Source organism: Rothia sp. P6271, from assembly GCF_048512995.1.
Taxonomy (GTDB): Bacteria; Actinomycetota; Actinomycetes; order Actinomycetales; family Micrococcaceae; genus Rothia.
Window position 1 is genome coordinate 99,011 of sequence record NZ_JBLXXV010000001.1, and the last position, 21,701, is coordinate 120,711.

17 protein-coding genes are annotated in these 21,701 nt (G+C 48.3%); 6 read left to right on the top strand and 11 right to left on the bottom strand.

The window, feature by feature from the left end:
- The first annotated feature begins 62 nt into the window (after positions 1-62).
- Positions 63-1,076, top strand: coding sequence for a UDP-glucose 4-epimerase GalE (galE, locus tag ACN08X_RS00430; RefSeq protein ID WP_419107602.1), 1,014 nt, complete (start codon positions 63-65; stop codon positions 1,074-1,076).
- Between the two features lie 119 nt (positions 1,077-1,195).
- Here galE and ACN08X_RS00435 read toward each other — a convergent pair whose 3' ends face one another.
- The 7 genes from ACN08X_RS00435 to ACN08X_RS00465 form a co-directional block, all read right to left on the bottom strand.
- On the bottom strand, positions 1,196-2,494 hold the full coding sequence (locus ACN08X_RS00435; protein ID WP_419101597.1) for a citrate synthase: 1,299 nt from the start codon (positions 2,492-2,494) through the stop codon (positions 1,196-1,198).
- A 188-nt stretch (positions 2,495-2,682) separates the two neighbouring features.
- Positions 2,683-3,813 (bottom strand): succinyldiaminopimelate transaminase, encoded by a 1,131-nt coding sequence (dapC, locus tag ACN08X_RS00440; RefSeq protein WP_419107603.1) that lies wholly within the window; start codon positions 3,811-3,813, stop codon positions 2,683-2,685.
- Between the two features lie 165 nt (positions 3,814-3,978).
- Positions 3,979-4,302: a ferredoxin gene (fdxA, locus tag ACN08X_RS00445; protein ID WP_419101599.1), complete on the bottom strand. Its 324-nt coding sequence runs from the start codon at positions 4,300-4,302 to the stop codon at positions 3,979-3,981.
- A gap of 189 nt (positions 4,303-4,491) precedes the next feature.
- Positions 4,492-4,938, bottom strand: coding sequence for a hypothetical protein (locus ACN08X_RS00450; protein WP_419107604.1), 447 nt, complete (start codon positions 4,936-4,938; stop codon positions 4,492-4,494).
- A complete protein-coding gene (locus ACN08X_RS00455) occupies positions 4,935-5,852 on the bottom strand; it encodes a PIG-L family deacetylase (RefSeq protein ID WP_419107605.1) in 918 nt (305 codons plus the stop codon). Before ACN08X_RS00455 ends, ACN08X_RS00450 begins: the two co-directional genes overlap by 4 nt.
- Positions 5,853-5,995: 143 nt before the next feature.
- On the bottom strand, positions 5,996-7,903 hold the full coding sequence (gene typA, locus ACN08X_RS00460) for a translational GTPase TypA (protein ID WP_419101602.1): 1,908 nt from the start codon (positions 7,901-7,903) through the stop codon (positions 5,996-5,998).
- Positions 7,904-8,171: 268 nt separating this feature from the next.
- The gene (locus tag ACN08X_RS00465) at positions 8,172-10,169 is read right to left on the bottom strand and encodes a BCCT family transporter (RefSeq protein WP_419107606.1); all 1,998 of its coding nucleotides are present in this window, start codon (positions 10,167-10,169) and stop codon (positions 8,172-8,174) included.
- 260 nt (positions 10,170-10,429) lie between these two features.
- On the opposite strand from ACN08X_RS00465, the gene pgi reads away from it, so the two are divergent.
- The gene (gene pgi / locus ACN08X_RS00470) at positions 10,430-12,109 is read left to right on the top strand and encodes a glucose-6-phosphate isomerase (RefSeq protein WP_419107607.1); all 1,680 of its coding nucleotides are present in this window, start codon (positions 10,430-10,432) and stop codon (positions 12,107-12,109) included.
- 128 nt (positions 12,110-12,237) lie between these two features.
- Here the strand turns inward: pgi and ACN08X_RS00475 are convergent, their stop codons facing one another.
- Entirely contained in the window at positions 12,238-12,906 is a 669-nt protein-coding gene (locus tag ACN08X_RS00475) for a pyroglutamyl-peptidase I (protein WP_419107608.1), read from the bottom strand.
- 55 nt (positions 12,907-12,961) lie between these two features.
- Here ACN08X_RS00475 and ACN08X_RS00480 point away from each other — a divergent pair, with 55 nt between their 5' ends.
- Positions 12,962-13,399 carry a hypothetical protein gene (locus ACN08X_RS00480; RefSeq protein ID WP_419107609.1) on the top strand — a complete coding sequence of 146 codons (438 nt, stop codon included), beginning with the start codon at positions 12,962-12,964 and terminating at the stop codon, positions 13,397-13,399.
- Here ACN08X_RS00480 and ACN08X_RS00485 read toward each other — a convergent pair.
- Positions 13,367-13,822 carry an NUDIX hydrolase gene (locus ACN08X_RS00485; protein WP_419107610.1) on the bottom strand — a complete coding sequence of 152 codons (456 nt, stop codon included), beginning with the start codon at positions 13,820-13,822 and terminating at the stop codon, positions 13,367-13,369. The two genes, ACN08X_RS00480 and ACN08X_RS00485, sit on opposite strands and share 33 nt — an antisense overlap.
- A 155-nt stretch (positions 13,823-13,977) precedes the next feature.
- Here ACN08X_RS00485 and ACN08X_RS00490 point away from each other — a divergent pair, with 155 nt between their 5' ends.
- Positions 13,978-16,197: an NADP-dependent isocitrate dehydrogenase gene (locus ACN08X_RS00490; protein WP_419107611.1), complete on the top strand. Its 2,220-nt coding sequence runs from the start codon at positions 13,978-13,980 to the stop codon at positions 16,195-16,197.
- A gap of 70 nt (positions 16,198-16,267) precedes the next feature.
- On the opposite strand, the gene ACN08X_RS00495 is transcribed toward ACN08X_RS00490, so the two are convergent.
- Positions 16,268-16,882 (bottom strand): thymidine kinase, encoded by a 615-nt coding sequence (locus tag ACN08X_RS00495; protein ID WP_419107612.1) that lies wholly within the window; start codon positions 16,880-16,882, stop codon positions 16,268-16,270.
- A 227-nt stretch (positions 16,883-17,109) separates the two neighbouring features.
- Between ACN08X_RS00495 and ACN08X_RS00500 the strand changes: the two genes are divergently transcribed.
- Both ACN08X_RS00500 and ACN08X_RS00505 read left to right on the top strand, forming a co-directional pair.
- Positions 17,110-18,447, top strand: coding sequence for a DUF2252 domain-containing protein (locus ACN08X_RS00500; RefSeq protein ID WP_419107613.1), 1,338 nt, complete (start codon positions 17,110-17,112; stop codon positions 18,445-18,447).
- A gap of 22 nt (positions 18,448-18,469) precedes the next feature.
- Complete coding sequence (locus ACN08X_RS00505; RefSeq protein WP_419101611.1) at positions 18,470-20,095, top strand: cation:proton antiporter; 1,626 nt, start codon at positions 18,470-18,472, stop codon at positions 20,093-20,095.
- A 66-nt stretch (positions 20,096-20,161) separates the two neighbouring features.
- On the opposite strand, the gene ACN08X_RS00510 is transcribed toward ACN08X_RS00505, so the two are convergent.
- Positions 20,162-21,640, bottom strand: a complete 1,479-nt coding sequence (locus ACN08X_RS00510; protein ID WP_419101612.1) for an amino acid permease — start codon at positions 21,638-21,640, stop codon at positions 20,162-20,164.
- Positions 21,641-21,701 lie beyond the last annotated feature (61 nt).

Genomic DNA, 21,701 nt, shown 5'->3' on the forward strand with positions numbered 1-21,701 from the left:
GAAGAGTTTGGTCTTGATCGGATTCGTTGACTGTTGTTGAAGACTATTATTGAGGGAGAAAAATGAAAATTCTAGTTACTGGTGGTGCCGGATACATTGGCTCACACACTGTTTTAGAGTTGCTAAATGCTGGTCATGAGGTTGTTGTGATGGATAACCTCGCTAACTCTTCTGAGGAGTCTTTACGTAGAGTCAGTGAGCTCAGCGGCAAAGAGGTTGCATTCCATCAAGTTGATCTTCTTGATATGCCGGCGATGAGGAAACTCTTTTTAGAGCAAAAGCCTGAGGCTGTCATTCATTTTGCAGGTCTTAAAGCTGTAGGTGAGTCTGCTGAGAAACCGTTGTGGTATTACCAAACGAATGTGGCAGGTACTCTGAATCTTCTCTACGCAATGGAAGAATCTGGTTGCCGTTCTATCGTATTTTCTTCTTCTGCTACGGTGTACGGTGAACCTGAAGAGATGCCGCTAACCGAAAAAATTAATATGGACGCTCAGTCTTGTTATGGTCGCACTAAGGAGCATATTGAAGATATGCTCCGTGATTTAGGTGCTTCTGATGAGTCTTGGAATATTGCTCTTTTGCGTTATTTTAATCCTGTTGGTGCGCATGAGTCTGGCAGAATCGGTGAGGACCCTTCTGGTATCCCGAATAATCTGGTGCCTTTTATCGCACAGGTTGCGGTGGGTCGTCGTGAATTCTTAAGTGTTTTCGGCAATGATTATCCCACCGTCGATGGTACTGGCGTTCGAGACTATATCCACGTTGTTGATTTGGCTGATGGCCATTTGAAGGCTCTTGACTACATCACTGCTCATGGCGGAGTTCGCACCTGGAATTTAGGCACTGGTAATGGTTATTCGGTGCTCGAAGTTCTTCACGCCTTTGAGAAAGCATGTGGCAAGGAGCTCCCCTATCGTATAGTTGCACGTCGTCCGGGCGATGTGGCAGTGTCTTTTGCTGATCCATCGTCTGCTCTTGCTGATTTGGGTTGGTCTGCTCGTCGTGATATTGACACGATGGTACGTGACCACTGGAACTGGCAGAAGAATAATCCTCAAGGTTATGGGCAATAATACGAGATTATAAGACCTGTTATATCTACTTCCGTTAAAAGGTTGGGGGTCGATAGCCTTGACGCTATCGACCCCCAACCTTTGATTTCTTGATACGAATACGGAACGGTTAAGCCCGTTTAGGAGTGGTTCTCTTGACTTCCGGGGTAATGTCGTAAAGGTTCTCCAACGTACACTTGACGTGGGCGCCCGATTCTAATTTCGGGGTCGTGAATAAGTTCACGCCATTGAGCAATCCAGCCTGGCATACGGCCAAGGGCGAAGAGAACGGTAAACATTTCTTCGGGGAATCCCATTGCTTTATAGATAAGTCCGGTGTAGAAGTCTACGTTGGGGTAGAGTTTCCGTTCGATAAAGTAATCGTCGGCTAGCGCTTTTTCTTCTAGTTTTCGGGCGATGTCGAGGAGTTCGTCGTTACCGCCTAGTTTGTTGAGCACTTCGTCAGCAGTTTTTTTGATGATGCGAGCGCGCGGGTCGTAATTTTTGTATACGCGATGCCCAAATCCCATTAGTCGTACGCCGTCTTCTTTACGTTTGACTTTTTCCATGAAGGCTTCGGGGCTGATACCTTCTGATTGGATGCTACGTAGCATGTTCAATACGGCTTCGTTTGCGCCTCCGTGCAGTGGCCCGTGGAGGGCGTTGATGCCCGCTGAGATGGAGGCGAAAATATTGGCTTGTGCTGATCCGACCATGCGTACGGTAGATGTTGAACAGTTTTGTTCGTGATCTGCGTGCAATAAGAGCAAGGTGTCTAGGGCTTTAGCTTTGACGGGGTCTACTTCATATTCTTCGGTGGGGAATCCGAAGCACATCCTTAAGAAGTTCTCAGCGTAGTTGAGGTTGTTTTGTGGGTACATGAAGGGTTCGCCTTTAGATTTTTTATAGGCGTACGCTGCAAGTGTTGGGACTTTAGAGAGAAGTCTGAATGTTGATATTTCTACTTGACGTTTATCGAAGGGGTCTAGAGAGTCTGCGTAGAAGGTGGACATGGTTGAGACGGAGGACGCTAAGACGGCCATAGGGTGTGCGTCGCGGGGGAATCCGGCGTAGAACATTTTGAAGTCTTCGTGCACCATCGTATGGCGGCGAACCATGGTGTCGAAGTCTTCGTATTCTTTGACGGTGGGTAGTTCACCGTAGATGAGAAGATAGGCGACTTCTAGAAAGCTGGCGTTTTCGGCGAGTTCTTCGATGGGGTATCCGCGGTATCGTAAAATGCCGGCGTCACCGTCGATGTAGGTGATGGCAGATTTGGTAGTTGCGGTGTTCATGAATCCGGGGTCGTAGGCAACCTGTCCGGTATTTTTCATCAAACCCGCGATGTTAAATGCGCCGTTGCCTTCGGTGGGAGTGACGTAGCTTAGTTCTTGTGCGGTGTCGTGATAATGCAACACAGCGGTATTATTTTCAGACATTCTTTCCTCCGTGTATCGAGAAATGTGGTGTCTCGGTAGTAGCTATTTGTGTGGGACGCTATGTATGCCATGGTGGTGGCTTTTTCTACCGAGAACACTAAAGTAATCTCTATTACACCCTACAGGTAAGAATGTTATAAGTCACATCCATGTGGGCTTGTTGCGTATTTTTCTAGTCAAATTGACATTTATCGGCGCAACCGCTCTACTGCACGGTCAATGTCTTCATCGCTTCCGGTGAGAGCGATACGCACGTATCCTTCCCCTTCAGAACCATAAAACACGCCTGGCCCAACCAAAATACCCAAACGAGCAAAACGCTCAACGGTACTCCACGTATCTTCGCCAGCACTACCCCACAGGTAGAGCCCCGCTTCAGATTCTTCGACTTGAATACCGAAGTTTTGAACAGCAGGCAAAAGCCTCTCACGACGAGCACGGTATACATCTTTTTGCGCTTGCACGTGCTGGTCATCATCCAGCGCTGCAATCATTGCAGATTGCACGGGCGCAGGAACAATCATTCCGGCATGTTTACGAGAGTTAACGAGATTGAGAATGAGCTGCTCATCGCCGGCAACAAAAGCGGCTCGATAACCAGCCATATTAGATTGTTTAGATAAAGAATATACGCTCAGTAGATGGTCAAAACGGCCTTGCGTAACATACGAATCAAGTAGAGAAGGAACAGCAGTTCCTCCTCGTTGAGCATCCCACTGTCCCCAACCAAGTTCGGCATAGCATTCGTCGGAAGCTACGATTGCCCCGAGATCGCGCGCCTGTTCGACCAGCGCTCGCATCTGTTCGAGAGAGGTTACTGCACCGGTAGGGTTTGAAGGAGAGTTGACCCAGATGAGTTTGACACGTGAGCGCGTATCTTCGTCGAGTTCTTCTAGGCTGTCTGCCGCAATGTGTTGGGCTCCTGCTAGTTGCGCCCCGATGTCGTAGGTTGGGTACGCGATGCGCGGGCGCACAACGACATCGTGGGCCCCTAGTCCTAAGAGGAAAGGTAGCCACGCAATCAATTCTTTTGAGCCTACTGTTGGCATAATTTGTTGGGGGTTCAGCCCTGTTACTGAACGACGGCGTTCGTACCAGCCGGCAATAGATTCTCGAAGTTGTAAGGTGCCGTGTGTGGTGGGGTATCCGTGCGCGTCCGACGTGTTCGCCAAGGCGTCTCGAACAACAGAGGGTGTGCTGTCGATGGGTGTACCGATAGAGAGGTTGACCAGAGGATCTTGATATTGTTCTGCAATTTCTCGGTAAGGTGCGAGTTGTTCCCAAGGGTACTCTGGCAGGTTAAGACCGAATGTAGGCATAAACGTTTTCCTCAATAGTTAGGTCAGTAAATGAGATGTTCTCATATCTTATCGTTGTATAGGTGCCCTGCCGAAAAGATATTTCACATCAAGAAATTTTTTAGGCAAAAAAGAACTTCTATGCGCTATCAGGTGGCACATAGAAGTTCTTCATCAAAAATATGTTTAGTCCTGGTTTTGTGGCGGTAGTCCGGCAATCCACGCGACGTCGCTGCCTGTTGGGCCTAAACGTGCAGCTCCACCGGGAGAGCCAAGTTCGTCGAAGAAGTCTGCGTTAGCAGCGGTATATTCTGACCATTCTTCGGGAACGTCGTCTTCGTAGTAGATTGCTTCTACAGGGCATACGGGCTCACACGCGCCACAGTCTACACATTCGTCAGGATGAATGTATAGCGTGCGTTCGCCCTCGTAGATGCAGTCCACGGGGCACTCTTCAACACATGCGCGATCTTTAACATCGACGCAAGGCTGGGCGATAACGTAAGTCATGCAATAGCCTTTCTGAGCCGGTACGGCGGATTCTTAGACGCACTTTGTAGTGCAAAACCTCTACCTATGGTAGTCCGATTGAGTCGAAACTGAAGACTTTAGTGGTGGAACTGACACAGTTTTTACCCTGAAGTTATTTTCTTTATCAAATAACTTAGCTTAGCCTTAGCTTAGTTTTAGCTGAAAAAATTATGACAAGGAGCGCGCCACGCGCTGAGCAACAAGAGCCGACCCCAAAGCACCAAAAGCCCACACCACACCGGCAATTCCCACTGGAATCTGAGGATTCAACAACACTAATAATGAGCCTTCTTTACCAAACCCAAACAATCCGATAAGAACAAAAGCCACAATACCAACCAGTACCCCGCCCCAAGAAGTTCCAGAACGCAAAGCGCTCCACAGGCTTGCACAAAATACCATCACAATAGCCAAACAACTCCCCCACGGCACAAACCATGAACCAGTTGAGGCATACCAAATTGAGGCATGATACATCGTCCCTATAAACCCAGTGATAATGCCCAAAGAAACTGCTATAACCACAGAGTTCAACGTTGTCGGATACAAATCAGCATCTTGGGCAAACTCACCCTCATACGAGGACGAACCCGACGGAATCTTAGATTGTTTCATCTTTTCTTCTCCTGTGATGCGGAAACCACTGTTGCTGTTGGAGCAGACCATATCAGACGATATGTTTCTCGAGCAGATATTTTTTGAACCACCAAATTCGAGAATTGATAGCTATCTTCACTAGCAATAATCACCTGAGTACGATGAGCTGCCATAGCCTCACGTTTACGAGCGACAGAGCCATCAATCACAGCCTGCACTCGATTGTCTTCAGAAGAATAGTCTCCTTCTAAACCCCACAAGAGACAAGGAGCATCGGCCGTGCCCCCTAAATTCTTGACCGCTTCTAAGCTCACTTCATGAGTTCTCACATGATCAGGGTGACCATATCCTCCCCCCGCATCATACGTCACCACAACATGCGGACGATAATGTTTAATCACACGCATCAGAGCCTGAACTTGAATATCTAAAGAAGTTCTCGTCAAGCACTCTTGGGAAGCCTGCGGATTTGCTTCAGGACGCCCATCAGCACCCCATACCATCCCAGAATCATAAAAAATTGCTGGCGTCTCCTTCCCCGCAGAAACACCTTCACCTAGAAAAAGGTGCTCATGAACACCCAGAGACTGTATTGCCTCACGCAATTCACCAGAACGATACTCTCCCAGAACCTGACCACCATCAGTGCACTGTGGCTGCCCAACTTCAAGATGTTTAAGCTCGCGCGGAATCACTTCACCCAGCTCACCACGCGTCATCGTCACTAAATCTACTTGAGCACCAGAATCTGCCAAAAGCCCCATTGTTGCACCAGTAGAGGTAGATTCATCATCAGGGTGAGCATGAACGAAAAGAACACGCGCATCGCAAGGTTCCAAACCCTCAGGCAGCAGAGAATACACGGCGTCTTCACAGATATTGTGTCCCTGTTCTGGATAATACGGTGTGGGTTCTTTTTCCTGAGAAAGCATCTATTCATTCCTCCTACATATCGAGATTTCGCATATACAAATATATGGTGAAGGGGCTACCACCACCGATGGTAACCCCTTCACTTATGAAGTGTTAGAGCTTTGCTTTATTCACAGAAGCTCCATCCTCGACACTGTACCGATTAGTCGCGGTGACGACGACGATATTCACGAATACGTTCGTTGGAGTCAAGAATCACTTTACGAATGCGAATAGCTTCAGGAGTAACTTCCACACACTCATCTTCACGTGCCCATTCAAGAGACTCTTCGAGGGTGAGTTTCTTAGGCGGAGTCATGTTCTCGAAGTTATCCGCAGTAGAAGAACGCATGTTCGTTAGCTTCTTCTCCTTGGTGATGTTCACTTCCATATCGTCGGCACGTGAATTCTCACCGATAATCATGCCTTCATAGACTTCGGAGGTTGGCTCAACGAAAATCGTGCCTCGTTCTTGAAGGTTGATAATGGCATAAGGTGTTACAACACCGGCACGGTCAGAAATCATCGAACCGTTCGTACGGTATTCGATATCTCCAGCCCAAGGCTCATAGCCAGTAGCGTAGGAAGAAGAAATACCAGCGCCACGAGTCTCGGTTAAGAACTGGGTACGGAAGCCGATCAAGCCACGAGCAGGAACAGAGAATTCCATACGAACCCAGCCGGTTCCGTTATTTGCCATATTCTCCATACGACCTTTACGGGCAGCCATGAGCTGAGTGACAGCGCCGAGGAATTCTTCCGGAACGTCAATAATCATGTGTTCCATCGGTTCATGCAATTTACCGTCAATGGTCTTGGTAACAACCTGAGGTTTACCAACGGTAAGTTCAAAGCCTTCACGTCGCATCTGCTCCACCAAAATCGCGAGCGCAAGTTCGCCACGTCCTTGTACTTCCCATGCGTCAGGACGCTGAGTAGGAAGAACCTTCAAAGAAACGTTACCGATAAGCTCTTTGTCGAGACGGTCTTTAACTTGACGTGCGGTGACTTTAGCACCTTTGACTTTACCGGCAAGAGGAGAGGTGTTAATACCGATAGTCATCGAGATTGCTGGGTCGTCAACAGTGATGAGCGGGAGCGCTTTAGGGTTATCAGGGTCGGTGAGGGTTTCACCGATGGTGATGTCTTCGATACCAGCAACTGCCACAATTTCGCCAGGGCCAGCTTCTTCTGCCGGTACGCGCTCGAGTGCTTTAGTGACCAGAAGTTCAGAAATGCGAACGTTCTTGAGCTGTCCGTCCTGACGTGCCCATGCAACGGTCTGTCCTTTTTTGATACGTCCGTTGAAGATACGCAACAATGCTAGACGCCCCAAGAAGGGTGATGAGTCAAGGTTGGTTACGTGTGCCTGAAGAACTTCGTTGGGGTCGTACGTTGGTGCTGGAACGTGATTGATGATGGTCTCAAAAAGAGGCTCAAGATCATCGTTATCAGGAAGAGCGCCGTCTGCTGGCTGGTTCATTGACGCAGCGCCAGCTTTACCGGAAGCGTAGACGATGGGTACATCAAGCAAAGAATCTGCGTCGAGGTCGGGAACTTCGTCAGCGAGGTCGGAGGCAAGGCCAAGAAGCAAGTCCATTGACTCGGAGACGACTTCGTCGATGCGCGCATCAGGACGGTCTACTTTGTTGACCACCAGAATAACAGGCAGTTTTGCTGCTAGTGCTTTACGTAGCACGAAGCGAGTCTGAGGAAGAGGCCCTTCAGAAGCGTCGACCAAGAGAACGACACCGTCGACCATGGAGAGTCCGCGTTCGACTTCGCCGCCAAAGTCAGCGTGGCCGGGGGTGTCAATAACGTTAATGGTAATTTTTTCGCCCTGTGCAGAAGGGCCGTCGTAGAACACGGTGGTGTTCTTTGCCAAAATGGTGATGCCTTTTTCTTTTTCGAGGTCACCAGAGTCCATCACTCGGTCTTCAACGTCAGCGTGTGCAGAGAATGCGTTGGTCTGCTTCAGCATTGCATCAACGATAGTAGTTTTGCCGTGGTCAACGTGCGCCACAATTGCTACGTTGCGCAGGTCGCTGCGCGAAGCGGTGTTTTCAGACATGCGTATAAGTCTCGCTTAAATCTAGGGAATAAAAGATGCCCACTCAAGAACAAGTTATTTGATAGTACCCACACAAAAAATGAGCACTCTGCAAAGAGGGCTTAGTGCCATCATACCCGTCTTCATACTCAGATGCCCTCTACGGTGATAAAACTCCCTAAAAGATTTAGCTCATAGTTTTGTTTAAAATGGCGGGGCGGGTGTCCATCAGAAAACGATGGACACCCGCCTCCCACATCAAAGAGCACCGTATGCGGAGTACTACATCTTATTTTTTATGTGAGTTCCACGGCATCTTTCGAGAAGTTTTAGCAGAGCGATCCGCTTCTACTTCTTCAGCCGTGACCATGCGAAGAGCCTGCGTATCAGTAATCTTCTTGATAGCTGCAGTATTTGCTTCGACCTGTAACGTTACATCATCAACGACGGAAGCAACGGCTTCTTCAACCGCTTCTTCGACAGCTGCTTCAACTTTTGCATCAACAGCTTGTCCAACAGCTTGGTCAAGAGCCTGGTCCACAGCATTTTCAATAGCTTGTTCCATATGTGCTTCAACGTGTGCTTCAACTTGCGCTTCAACGCCTTCAGCAACCATTTCGTCGACGGTTTCGCCAATACGTTCGTGAAGTTCTGCTGCGATTTCTTCTCGAGCGCTACGACGCTGAGCACGGACGAAGAGTCGATGTTCGTAACTCAACGCTTTGTAGAGCGAGATACACATCATGATAATCACAAAAGAGAACGGTAATGCCGTCAAGATTGCGATGGTTTGAATTGCTGTTAGCGAGTCTGTACCACCGACCAGAATCAAGACGATTGCGGTAGCAGCTGCTACAAGAACCCAGAAGACGCGAATCCACGTTTTAGGTTCAGGTGAACCGTTGGTAGAGAGCATACCTAAGACAAGTGCGCCAGAATCTGCTGAGGTTACGAAGAAAATCGTAATCAAGAGGACCGCACCAACGGTTAAGGCAGTACCAGCTGGCAAGTTCTCAAACATCTTAAATAGCGCGTTCTGAGCAGATACACTTCCGTCTGCTTCAAGGAGGCTCTTATTTTCAAAGAGTTCCTGATGCAGAGCGGTTCCACCAAGGACGGAGAACCAGAAGAAGGAGGTGAGTGCTGGAACGATGAGCACGCCCATGACGAATTCGCGAACGGAACGTCCTTTAGACACACGTGCGATGAACATTCCCACGAAAGGTGACCATGAAATCCACCAGCCCCAATAGAAGGTGGTCCATGCAGCTTGGAACTTCTCCCCTTCGTCGCCATAAAGGGCGAGGGTGTCGAAGGTCATGGACACCATATTTTGGAGGTAGTTACCAATGGATCCAACAAACTCGCGAAGCAAGAAAATTGTTGGCCCAACCACCAAAACGAAGATACATACGATAGCTGCAAGCAGAAGGTTTCCGTTGGAGAGGAGCTTCATACCTTTTTCAAGTCCGGTCACTACGGAGAAAAGAGTGATACCCATCAATACGACAATGATTCCGACAAGCCATAGCTCGTTATCGGCAGGAATGTTGAGGTAGCCAAGGCCAGCAGCTATCTGCATGACTCCGAGACCTAGAGAGGTTGCGACGCCGAAGAGAGTTCCTACGAGTGCAACGATGTCAATGACGTCGCCCCATCCACCTTTGACTCGATCTCCGAGTAGAGGTTTGAGCGAGTAGCGGATAGATAGCGGTAGTTTGAGACGGTGTGCAGAGTATGCAATAGCCAAACCTACGATGACGTAGATAGCCCAAGGGTGGAATCCCCAATGTAGGAAGGATTGACTCATTGCTGCTTGAGCTACTTGCTGCTCGTTACCGCTCACGCCAGGACGTGGAGTGACGTAGTGCATCAGAGGTTCTGTTGCCCCGTAGAATACGAGGCCGATACCCATGCCTGCGGCGAAGAGGAATGCAAACCAGGTGGTAAAGGAATATTCAGGTTCGTCATCGTCGTCTCCGAGTTTGACGTCGCCCATACGGGAGAATCCGAGGTAGAGCGCAAAAATCACGAAGAACGCAATGATTGCGACGTAGTACCAGCCGAAGTAGTTAATAACGTCGCTTTGTAGTGCGTTAAAAATTCCTTTAGCTTTTTGAGGAAAGAGGAGGGTGAACCCGATAAAAACCGCCATAATAACGGCAGCGGGCCAGAATACTTTACCGGAGAGGTTTCCGGCGCGCATATTGGCGCGGGTTTCCTGACTTACATCTGCTTTACGTAAGTCTGGAGCCCCCTCAGGTAGTGAAGTTTCAGTTTTAGCCATATGTGTTATTGCCTTATATCTCTGGTTACGAACTGTGTATGTTTTCGTCAATAAAAAACCCTGTATGGACAGGGTTAGCTTGTCCAGCATATCGAAAATATTGAACAATATCCACTAAATCATCAGATTGCTTATGATTTATTAAGTAGGCTCATTATTTTTTCTCGAAGCACCCGTCAAATTTATGTCCCCTATCACTAAATGAGTTTTTCTTCCGTGAAAACTAGGCAGAGCACCCACAAGAGAGGAAAATAAGAATTATGACTAATAACATCGTAAATCCCACTCAAACCGCAGCATGGGAAGCCCTCACGCGTCACTGCCAAGAGCTCACGCCTAACCTCCGCGGATGGTTTGAACAAGACCCACAACGAGCAGAGAAACTCAGCTTCACGGTGGCAGACCTTCACGTAGACCTCTCCAAAAACCTCATCAACGAACAGACTCTCGAACTGCTTACAGAACTAGCCCAGCAAGTACAGCTAGAGCGACGCCGCGACGCAATGTTTGCAGGCGAGCACATCAATATCACCGAAGACCGCGCCGTATTACACACCGCTCTACGTCGCCCACAAGGAACAACACCAGAACTCATCGTCGATGAACAGAACATTGACCAAGACGTACACGACGTTCTCGCTAAAGTTTATGCTTTCGCAGAGCGCGTACGCTCTGGAAAATGGGTTGGCATCACCGGAAAACGCATTGAAACTATCGTCAACATCGGTATTGGGGGTTCAGATCTTGGCCCCGTCATGGTCTATGAGGCCCTCAAGTCTTATGCGCAACAGGGGCTAGAAGCACGTTTCATCTCAAACATTGACCCCACCGATGCCGCCGAGACCGTCCGCGACCTCGACCCTGAAACCACGTTGTTCATTGTCGCTTCCAAAACTTTTGGAACACTCGAGACGCTCACCAACGCACGTGTATGTCGCGAATGGTTACTTGAAAAACTGGCAGCAACAGGAGCGCTAGATGGAAAAGAAAACCGCGAAGCCGTAGCACGCCACTTCGTAGCAGTTTCCACCGCTCTCGACAAGGTGGAAGCCTTCGGCATCGATCCCGAAAATGCCTTTGGATTCTGGAGCTGGGTGGGAGGACGTTACTCCGTAGATTCTGCTATTGGAACGTGTCTTGCCATCGTCCTTGGACCGCAGGTCTTTGAAGAATTTCTTGCCGGTTTCCATGCTGTTGATGAGCATTTCCGCACCGCTGAACTATCTCAGAACGTTCCTGCACTTATGGGATTGCTCAACATCTGGAACGTTAACTTCTTGGGAGCAGAAACCCACGCAGTACTCCCCTATGACCAGTACTTGCACCGTTTCCCTGCATACCTACAACAGCTCACCATGGAATCTAACGGTAAAGGTGTCACAGCAGATGGCCAGCCAGTTATCTACAACACCGGCGAGGTTTTCTGGGGAGAACCAGGCACTAACGGGCAACACGCCTTCTACCAGCTCATCCACCAGGGCACTCGAATTATCCCCGCAGATTTTATTGCTTTTGCAAACCCCATTCACCCAACCCGTGACGGTGAGCAAGACGTTCACGAACTGTTCCTTGCAAACTTCTTCGCACAGACTAAAGCGCTGGCATTTGGTAAAACGGCAGAAGAGGTTCGCGCAGAAGGAACGGCAGAAGAAATTGTTCCTGCCCGCGTCTTTACAGGCAACCGCCCGACGACCTCTATCATGGCTTCACGCCTAACCCCTTCTGTCCTTGGACAGCTCATCGCTCTCTATGAGCACATCACCTTTGTTCAAGGCATTGTATGGGGTATTGACTCCTTCGACCAGTGGGGTGTTGAGCTAGGTAAAGAACTTGCGTTACAACTTGCTCCAGCTGTTGGTGGAGATAGCGACGTTCTTGCACAACAGGATTCTTCAACTCAAGGTCTCATTCAGTTCTATCTCAAGAATCGTACGGTCTAAGTAACGTACAAGATACATCTCAAAAGGGTGGGGTGAACACACCGTGCGGTGTGTTCACCCCACCCTCTATTTAATATGCTCAGTTACTGAGACGACGATCTTCGCTCCGTTGAATCAGCTGATGAATTTTAGCGTTTCTGATATTGCACTAGCTCATTAAGTATCGTTTCAAGAGTGTCTACCACAAGTGACTCGTCAAGGGTCGGGATACTCTTTGTTCCTTCTACTCCCCCAGTTTCTGCTGAGGCGCTGAATTCTTGAAAGCTTATCTCTGTCAATGCTGGTATATGAATAAATCCAGCATAAATATCTGGGGTATGGGCATAATGGTGCAATAGTTCGTACATCACGTGGTTACACACGTATGTGCCGGCGCTATACGATACTTCAACAGGCAATGACAGTTCTTGCATTCTAGCAATCAGAGAAGGTACGGGAAGTCTTGCGAAATAAGCGGTATCGCTTTCAGCTCGAATATGTTGATGTCGGCGTTGGTCTCCGTCATTATCGGGAATACGAGCCTCATCATAGTTAATAGCCACGTGTTCGATACTGATACAAGAACGACCAACAGCAACCCCTAAACTAATAATGATGTCGGGATTCTCTTCATCGAGTATTTGTATCAGCTGCTGAGAGCTCCTCGCAAAGCTTACCGGTAACTCACGAATAACGCACTGTATCTGTTCACCACAGAACCGGTGTTTGTAGCGTCGTTGGAGATTCTGTGCGACTAGTTCGCTGGGATTGACAGGAACTCCGGGGAATGCCCCGAAGTATGTTACAAGTATTTTCATGGTTTCCTCCCTTGGCAAAGGTCTCGTCAAAGCCCCTATCCCCTAGACTATCGATATGCGCAAACATCATTCTTCCCGCACAGACCATCACCTCATACATCATCAAACGCTAGAACAAGATACTCCTGAAGCGCTTTTACTTGATGGCGACGCATATGAAGAAGAACAGCATAGCGAACAACAAACCCCAGCACAGCCTTTAACTCATTGCTCTGCGGCACAAGCAGTCACTCGGTTTTATCGTTTCTTTAGCCTGCGGGAAGGACGAGCAAGTACCTCTGAGTTCGTGTGGGGCATGGCGTGGTCTTGTTGCACGACGCTAGGAATTTTTATGTTAACCGCGTGGATGCATACTCAGGTGATGGCAGATGTTGTCGGCTCATTTTTTCGGGTGCTCTACATGCTGATGATTTATTGTGCGCCAGCTTGGTTTATCATCCACATTATGCCAACACTTTCTTTACTCAGACGGTTTTTCAATGGCAGAGTGTAGCTCTTGAGCAACCAGAGCCGGAAAGATATGAGCGGTATTTAGGGGTGCTTGATGTTCTAAGTGCGTGTCTGCAGGGTTCACCCACTGAGCTTGGACAATTTCTGCTCTCAATAAGAAAGGTGACTCTGGGACACTCGACATAATTGGCAGGTATCGAAAAACTTCTGCTCTTACTGTACGTCCAGGTTCGTTCAAAGCCTCAGCTTCAAAGGTTCCACAATATGTGAGGTCTTCTTCTGCGCAGTTGATACCTAGTTCTTCAAAGACTTCTCGGCGAGCAGTTTGTACCGGAGTCTCGTCCGGTTCAGGTTTTCCTCCGGGGAGCATAAAACCGGTGGTTCCGTTTTTGCGAACCGTTAGCACTTCGCCGTTCTGGTTCATCAAGATGACGGCACTCACGTAAATGGGTGAAGGGAAAGTCATAAGTTTTAGCATACCTCGTAACGATTGGGGAGCTGATATGACTTTTTCTCAAGAGATAAAGTCATATACACGCTTAGTTCTCTGTGCTAGAGGACACATTAGAGTATTGTTGTATACAGCACAACCGTATACAACACACACGGGAGACGAAACCCATGTCCAAAATTATCTACACCCACACCGACGAAGCACCGCTTCTAGCGACCTACTCCTTCAAGCCCATTGTTGAAGCCTATACTCGTCAAGCAGGTATCAACATCGAAACGCGAGACATCTCGTTGTCTGGACGCATCCTTGCACAATTCCCAGAACGGCTCACCCCAGAGCAGCGCGTCGATGATGCGCTCACCGAGTTAGGTGAACTCGCACAAACCCCTGAAGCAAATATCATCAAGCTCCCTAATATCTCAGCATCATTGCCTCAGCTCAAAGCAGCTATCCAAGAGCTTCAATCTCAGGGATACGATATTCCCGATTATCCCGAAGAAGTACAGACCCCAGAAGACGCCGACATACGAGCACGGTATGACAAGGTCAAAGGATCAGCAGTAAACCCTGTTCTCCGTGAAGGAAACTCTGACCGCCGCGCACCACTATCGGTCAAAAACTATGCACGAAAAAATCCGCATCGTATGGGAGCATGGTCTCAAGATTCAGCAACTTCAGTTGCCACAATGAGCGCTGGAGATTTCCGAGACCATGAGCAGTCTATCGTTATGGAAGCAGAAGACACACTGCGTATCGAACACGTCGATACTGAAGGTCAAGTGACTGTTCTCAAAGAATCTCTTCCTGTACGTGCAGGAGAAATTATCGATGGAACGTATATGGATGTCGCAGCACTTCAAAAGTTCCTTGCAGAAAGTATTGAACAGGCAAAGAAAGATCACGTACTCTTCTCCGTCCACCTTAAAGCTACGATGATGAAAGTCTCCGACCCCATTATTTTTGGGTACGTTGTTCGAGCATTCTTCGCCGAACTTTTTGAAAAGTATGGAGAAGAACTTAAACGTCTTGGGCTCAACGGAAATAATGGTTTAGGCGCTATTCTTGACGGTGTCGAACAGTTATCTGAACAAACACGCGAAGATATCATGCGCATGATTACTCGCCGATTAGCTGAAGGCCCCGACCTAGCGATGGTCAATTCTGATCGAGGAATTACCAACCTTCACGTTCCTTCAGACGTTATTGTTGACGCTTCAATGCCTGCGATGATTCGCTCCTCTGGTCATATGTGGAACGCTAGAGGAGAAGAGCAAGACACTCTTGCTGTTCTACCAGATTCTTCTTACGCGGGTGTATATCAAGTCGTTATCGATGATTGCACGAAAAACGGTGCGCTTGACCCCACCACGATGGGAACCGTACCTAACGTTGGGCTCATGGCGCAAAAAGCCGAAGAATACGGTTCTCACGATAAAACCTTTGAAATTGAGTCAGAGGGTACTGTGCGTATCGTCAATTCTGCGGGCGAAACGCTCATGGAACACCATGTTCAGGCTGGCGATATTTGGCGCGGATGCCAAACCAAAGACATCCCTGTTCAAGACTGGGTCAAGTTAGCAGTTACTCGTGCCCGTGAATCTCAGACACCCGCAGTATTCTGGCTCGACGATTCTCGCGCCCATGACCGTGCACTAGCCCAAAAAGTACGTCACTATCTCAAAGAGCACGATACTGAAGGTCTTGAGATTCACATACTGTCTCCTCAAGAGGCAACACAATTTTCTCTGGATCGTATTCGTCAAGGGAAAGACACCATATCCGTCACAGGAAACGTTCTACGTGACTATCTAACGGACCTCTTCCCTATCCTTGAGCTAGGTACCAGCGCAAAAATGCTCTCCATTGTCCCACTCATTAATGGCGGTGGGCTCTTTGAGACAGGTGCCGGTGGTTCTGCTCCCAAGCATGTTCAGCAGGTCATAGAAGAGAACCATCTACGGTGGGATTCTCTCGGTGAGTTCTTGGCGTTGGCAGCATCTTTAGAACACCTAGCAAAAACAACTCATAATCCCCAAGCTCAGGTCCTTGCGGATACTTTAGATCGTGCAACAGGAACGTTCCTGACCGAGAATAAGTCTCCATCACGTCGTGTAGGAGAACTTGATAATCGTGGTTCTCACTTCTATCTGGCGTTGTTCTGGGCTCAAGAACTTGCCCAACAGCAAGACGATACTCAGTTAGCAGAAGTTTTTGCTCCTGTTGCTCAGCAACTAGAGAAGGAGGAGAACACCATTGTTGAAGAACTCCTACGGGTACAAGGCAACCCCGTTCATTTAGGCGGGTACTATCGTCCGCAAGCGTCGCAGGTGGAGTCTGTTATGCGTCCGTCTCCGACCTTTAATCAGATTCTTGAAAAACTCATGTAGGGGTTTGTTGTATCCAAAACAACCGTTGTTGCTCCTAACCATCGGGGTGGGGCAACAACGGTTGTTCTTTTTATTCTGGTAATAAGACGTCGTTAGATTCTTCTAAATAACATTTTGCGCATAAGGATTCATACCCGACGTGAACCCCGTCAATAGCCACTTGAGAGCCCGAAAAAATAAATTTTCCGTCAACGGTGCGCCCGTTAAAGAGTGCTTTACGCCCGCAACGACAAATAGTTTTAAGCTCTTCAAGGGTATGAGCTATTTCTAACAATCGTGCTGAACCGGAGAATGCTTTAGTTTGAAAATCTGTACGGATTCCGTAGCACATCACCGGAATGTCATCGAGCACAGCAATACGCATTAAATCGTCAACCTGTGCGCTGGTCAGAAATTGTGCTTCGTCCACTAAGAGGCAAGAGATAGGAATTTTCTGCCCATGACTTATTGTCTTTGCGCATGCTTGTGTAAAGAGTTCTCGTGCGTTCTCTTCTACACCAATGAGAAAGTCTGCTTCACGGCTCACTCCTAAACGAGAGAGAATTTTCTGGTCGCCTTTAGTGTCTACTTGCGGTTTAGCAAGGAGAACCTTTTGCCCGCGTTCTTCGTAGTTATAGGCAGCTTGCAATAGTGCAGTAGATTTTCCAGAGTTCATTGCACCGTAGCGAAAATATAGCTTTGCCATCTCATCTCTCGTTCTTTCAGAATTATGCCTCACCTATTCTAGCGGGTATCTTGGCTCAAAAATGTTCACAGTTTCTTCAAGCTCGTGGTTATAGCTTTCTGCCGTTCTGCGCCGGATACTACACGGCAAACGCACACGACACCACCCCAAGATGTGCAAAGGGCAACTATACTTATACGTGAGCTGTCCATAATCCCGAGCTAAAAGAACAGACCAGAGGTGTTCAGATGATTTCTACTAGCGATGTTGAAGCGTTATTGGCGCCACCTGTTAGAGAGACTGACCCCCTAGACATTATTATGGAGCAGAATAAGTCTCGTTTAACGGAGCTTGTTCCTGTACGCATCGGGCGTATGTCGGAGTCTCCTTTTGCCTATTATCGCGGCACCGCAGGACCTATGGCAGCAGATTTAGCAACCCGACCCAATTCGGGGGTTTTCCCACTCATCTGCGGAGACGCACACATTGGAAATTTTGGGTATTTCGCTTCTCCCGAACGCAATTTGCTCTTTGACCTCAACGATTTTGATGAAGCCGGTCGAGGTCCCTTCGAATGGGATCTTAAAAGACTAGCAACCTCGGTGTATCTAGCCGCTATAGATAACGGCGAAAACGAGCAGACAGCAACAACCCTCGCTGAAAAAACCTCTAAATATTATCGACGAACCATTTTGCGGATGAATCAGCAAAGCGCATTAGACCGATACTATGAGCGTGTTAACACCGATAATCTTGAAGAACTCATCAAAGAAGAATACCAACCAATCTTCAATAAATTTGAGCGCAAAGCACGTAACCGTAATTCAGAGCAAGCGCTTCATAAATTCACTGTCACAGATGACCACGGCAATATCCGTATTGTTGATCAGCCACCGCTCACCTTACACACCGATGAGATGAGTCTTGAGGCCATGCGCGAGTTATGGCAACAGTACCTTTATTCTGCTCGCCCAGATATCCGTTATCTGCTCAGAAACTTCCGTATGAAAGACCACGTTCTTCGCGTTGTAGGTGTTGGTTCTGTTGGAACACGTTGCTTCATTACACTTCTTCAAGACCAGCTCGGCAATCCCCTCTTCATTCAAGTGAAAGAAGCACAAGATACGGTATTGCACACTTACGGAAAAATTGAGCAGACTTCGGAATCTCTAGGTTTTCCTGACCGCCCCATGGGTAACGGTTTCCGTGTTGTCGCCGGACAAAGAGTGATGCAATCACAGTCAGATGCATTCCTTGGGTGGATTACGGATGTTCCAACCCGACAAGGAACAACCACCGACTACTATGTGCGTCAGTTCAGAGATATGAAAGGTTCTATCAATATTTCTGCACTAGACGCTGAAGGTCTTAAACAGACAGCAAAAGTATGTGCATCGCTTCTAGCGCGAGCGCATGCACAGTCACGTCATATTGACGACATCGCAGTATATTGTGAAGCCGATAAAATATTTGATGTGCATATGGGGCGTTTTGCCCACGCCTATGCACAAATTTGTACTCAAGATTTTCAACGTTTGCGTAGCGCAGTTAAGGATGGAAAGTTACCTATACAATATGCGCTCTAACCCCTAATATAAGGAGCCGCCCATGAGCGATTTTGTTCCCTACCTTGTTCTTCCTGTCCTTTGTGGAGTAGGAGCTAAATTCCTAAGACTTCCCCCGATGCTCGGTTTTTTATTGAGCGGAATTATTCTGAACATTCTAGGGTACGAACCAGTAGAGGCCATCTCGAAACTTGGTGATCTGGGTGTGACTCTCATGCTCTTCACGATTGGTTTGAAGCTAGACCCTCGTTTACTTTTTAGAACTGAAGTTTGGCTCACTAGCGCTGTTCATCTTGTCATTACCACGGGGTGTGGGGCATCTTTTATTCTTTTTCTGACCGCTCTAGGGTTAGGTGTTCATGAAGTAATCCCTCTAGAGCAAGCAGCTATTTTAGGTTTTGCGCTCTCTTTTAGCTCTACAGTCCTTGTTGCAAAGACTCTTGAAGAACGTTCTGAAACGCGTTCTTTATATGGGCGCACGGCATTAGGTATCCTCGTTGTTCAGGATCTTTTTGCAGTATTATTTGTGGCTGTTTCTGGTGAGCATTCACCGACGTGGTGGGCTTTAGGACTAGTTTTCTTAGTTCCTGCTTCGTGGCTTTTCAAAAAAGGTCTTGCGCAGATGGGGCATGGTGAGTTGCTCGTTCTGTATGGCATTGTTCTTGCTTTTGTTCCAGGTTATTGGCTTTTTGACATGGTTGGTGTCAAAGGTGATTTAGGTGCTCTTGTGATGGGCATGCTGGTTGCCTCTCACCCGAAGTCTAATGAGCTTTCACGTATTCTGTTCTCGTTGAAAGAGCTCATGCTTGTTGGTTTCTTTGTCTCCACCGGACTTGCCGGTGTACCGTCGTTGAGCCAGTCATTATTTGCGTTCTTGCTGTTATTCTTGCTCCCTATCAACACCGTGGCATATACAGCAATTTTGCGGTGGGCGGGTCTTTCTCCTCGTACTTCGGTGTTGACGTCGTTGACGCTGACTAATTTTAGTGAGTTCTGCATTATTGTGATTGCGATGAGCACTAGTGCTGGTTTGCTTGATTCTTCCTGGACTATTACTTTCTCGTTAGCAGTATCGTTGAGTTTTGTTCTCGGAACTATATTAAATATGCGTGGTTCTTCGTTGCCGTCTCGTCTTGCGGCGTTGGTTCCGCCGGTGCCTGTTCATCGACGCCATCCTGAAGAGCGCCCCGTTGAGTTGGGTGATGTTCAAGCTGTTATTTTTGGTATGGGCAAGATTGGTCGTGCGACCTACGATGATTTAGTTCAGAACTATCAATTGCCAGTTGCTGGGGTTGATACATCGGAGCTTCGAGTGAGTGCCCTTGCAGAGCAGGGCTATAACGTGATTGAGGCTGATGCAACCGATGAGAAGTTTTGGGAGCGCGTTACGGATAACCCACAGGTACATCTTGTGATTCTTGCGATGCCGGTTCATGGTACGAACGTTGATGCGATGCGTCATGCGATTGAGGCTCACTCTCATTGTGCTTTTGTGGCGGTGTCTCAATATGCTGATGAGATTAAAGAGCTTAAAGAGTTGGGGGCTGATACTGTGGTGAATCTTTATGACGGTGCAGGTTCTACTCTTGCAGAAGCTGGTTATAAGTCTTTTATTGAGAAGTTCCACCCGCGTACGGGTTCTATCACAACAGCATCTTCAGAGAGCTAGTTTGAGATAATAGAAAAGTCCTGGTCAGCAAATGCTGTCCAGGACTTTTCTCTATTTTAGAGGGTATTAGTGTTTTCTTTTGTCTACGCGTAGGCCGGATACGTCGACATCTTCTAGCGGAATCATGGTAGATTTAGTGACCATTTTGTGGATGAGCCAGACGGCAATAAAGATTGGCAAACCGATATATGCGCTGGTTACTTCAAGGAGCTGTCCGTTGAATACTGCTTGGTAGTTTTGTCCGAGGATAACGATAACGCACATGACGAAAGCGACGATAGGACCTAGTGGGAACAGCGGAGCGGTGTAGGGAAGGTCGGAGAGGTCTTTTCCCTGTGCAATGTAGGCACGGCGGAAACGGTAGTGGCTGATAGCAATACCGACCCAGCAAATGAATCCGGAGAGGCCTGAGATGTTAATAAGCCAGGTGTAGGCGGAGCCTTCACCGATAATAGCGGTGAGGAATCCGAAGATTCCAACGGCGGCGGTGGCTAGCAGAGCGGGCATTGGTACACCACGGCTGTTGACCTTTGCGAAGATTTGAGGGGCTTTTTTCTCGATGGCAAGTGCGTAGAGCATGCGTGAGGAGACGTAGAGTCCTGAGTTGCCGGCGGAGAGAACAGCGGTGAGGATTACAGCGTTCATGAGTCCTGCTGCAAAGGCAATGCCGGTACGTTCGAAGACAAGGGTGAATGGTGAGTATGCGATGTCTGTTGCGTCAGTGCGGAGGAGGTTGGGGTCGGTGTAGGAGATGAGGAATCCGATGACGATAATCGCGCCGATGTAGAACAGCATGATACGCCAAAAAACAGATTTAATGGCTTTGGGGACGTCTCGGCTGGGGTTCTCTGCTTCTCCTGCTGCGACGCCAACCATCTCGGTGCCTTGGAAGGAGAATCCTGCGACCATGAAGATGGAGATGATGGAGAGCCATCCGCCGACGAAGGGTGCTTCTCCGTTTGTCCAGTTATGGAATCCTGGGGAGGTCCCTCCGATAATTCCGAAAATCATGGCAACGCCGGCAATGAGGAAGACGATGACGGTAATGACTTTGATGGTTGCTAACCAGAATTCCCCTTCTCCGTAAGCTCGGGAGGAGAGTGCGTTAAGGGCGGTTAGTAGGATGAGGAAGGTTGCTGCCCAGACCCATCCTGGTACTCCTGGTAGCCAGAAGTTCATGACGATACCGGCTGCGACGAGTTCTGCTGCGACGGTGATGGCCCAGTTGAACCAGTAGTTCCATCCCATTGCGAAGCCGAAAGATGGTGAGACGAAGCGTGCGGCGTAGGTTTGGAAAGAGCCTGGTACTGGTAGGTGTGCGGACATTTCGCCGAGAGATTGCATGAGGAGCAATACCATGAGTCCGATAAGTGAGTAGGCGACGATAGCGCCGCCGGGGCCTGCGGTGGCGATGGTTTCGCCGGAGGCTACGAATAGTCCGGTTCCGATAGCGCCGCCGATGGCGATCATTTGCATGTGGCGGCTTTGTAGGCCACGTTTGAGTTGCTTTTCTGAGGTGGGCAACTCGTGTTTGGTTTCGGACATAGTTTTGCCTTTAACGTTGTGAGGGGAAATGTACATCAAAGGTACATAAGAAAATCTTATG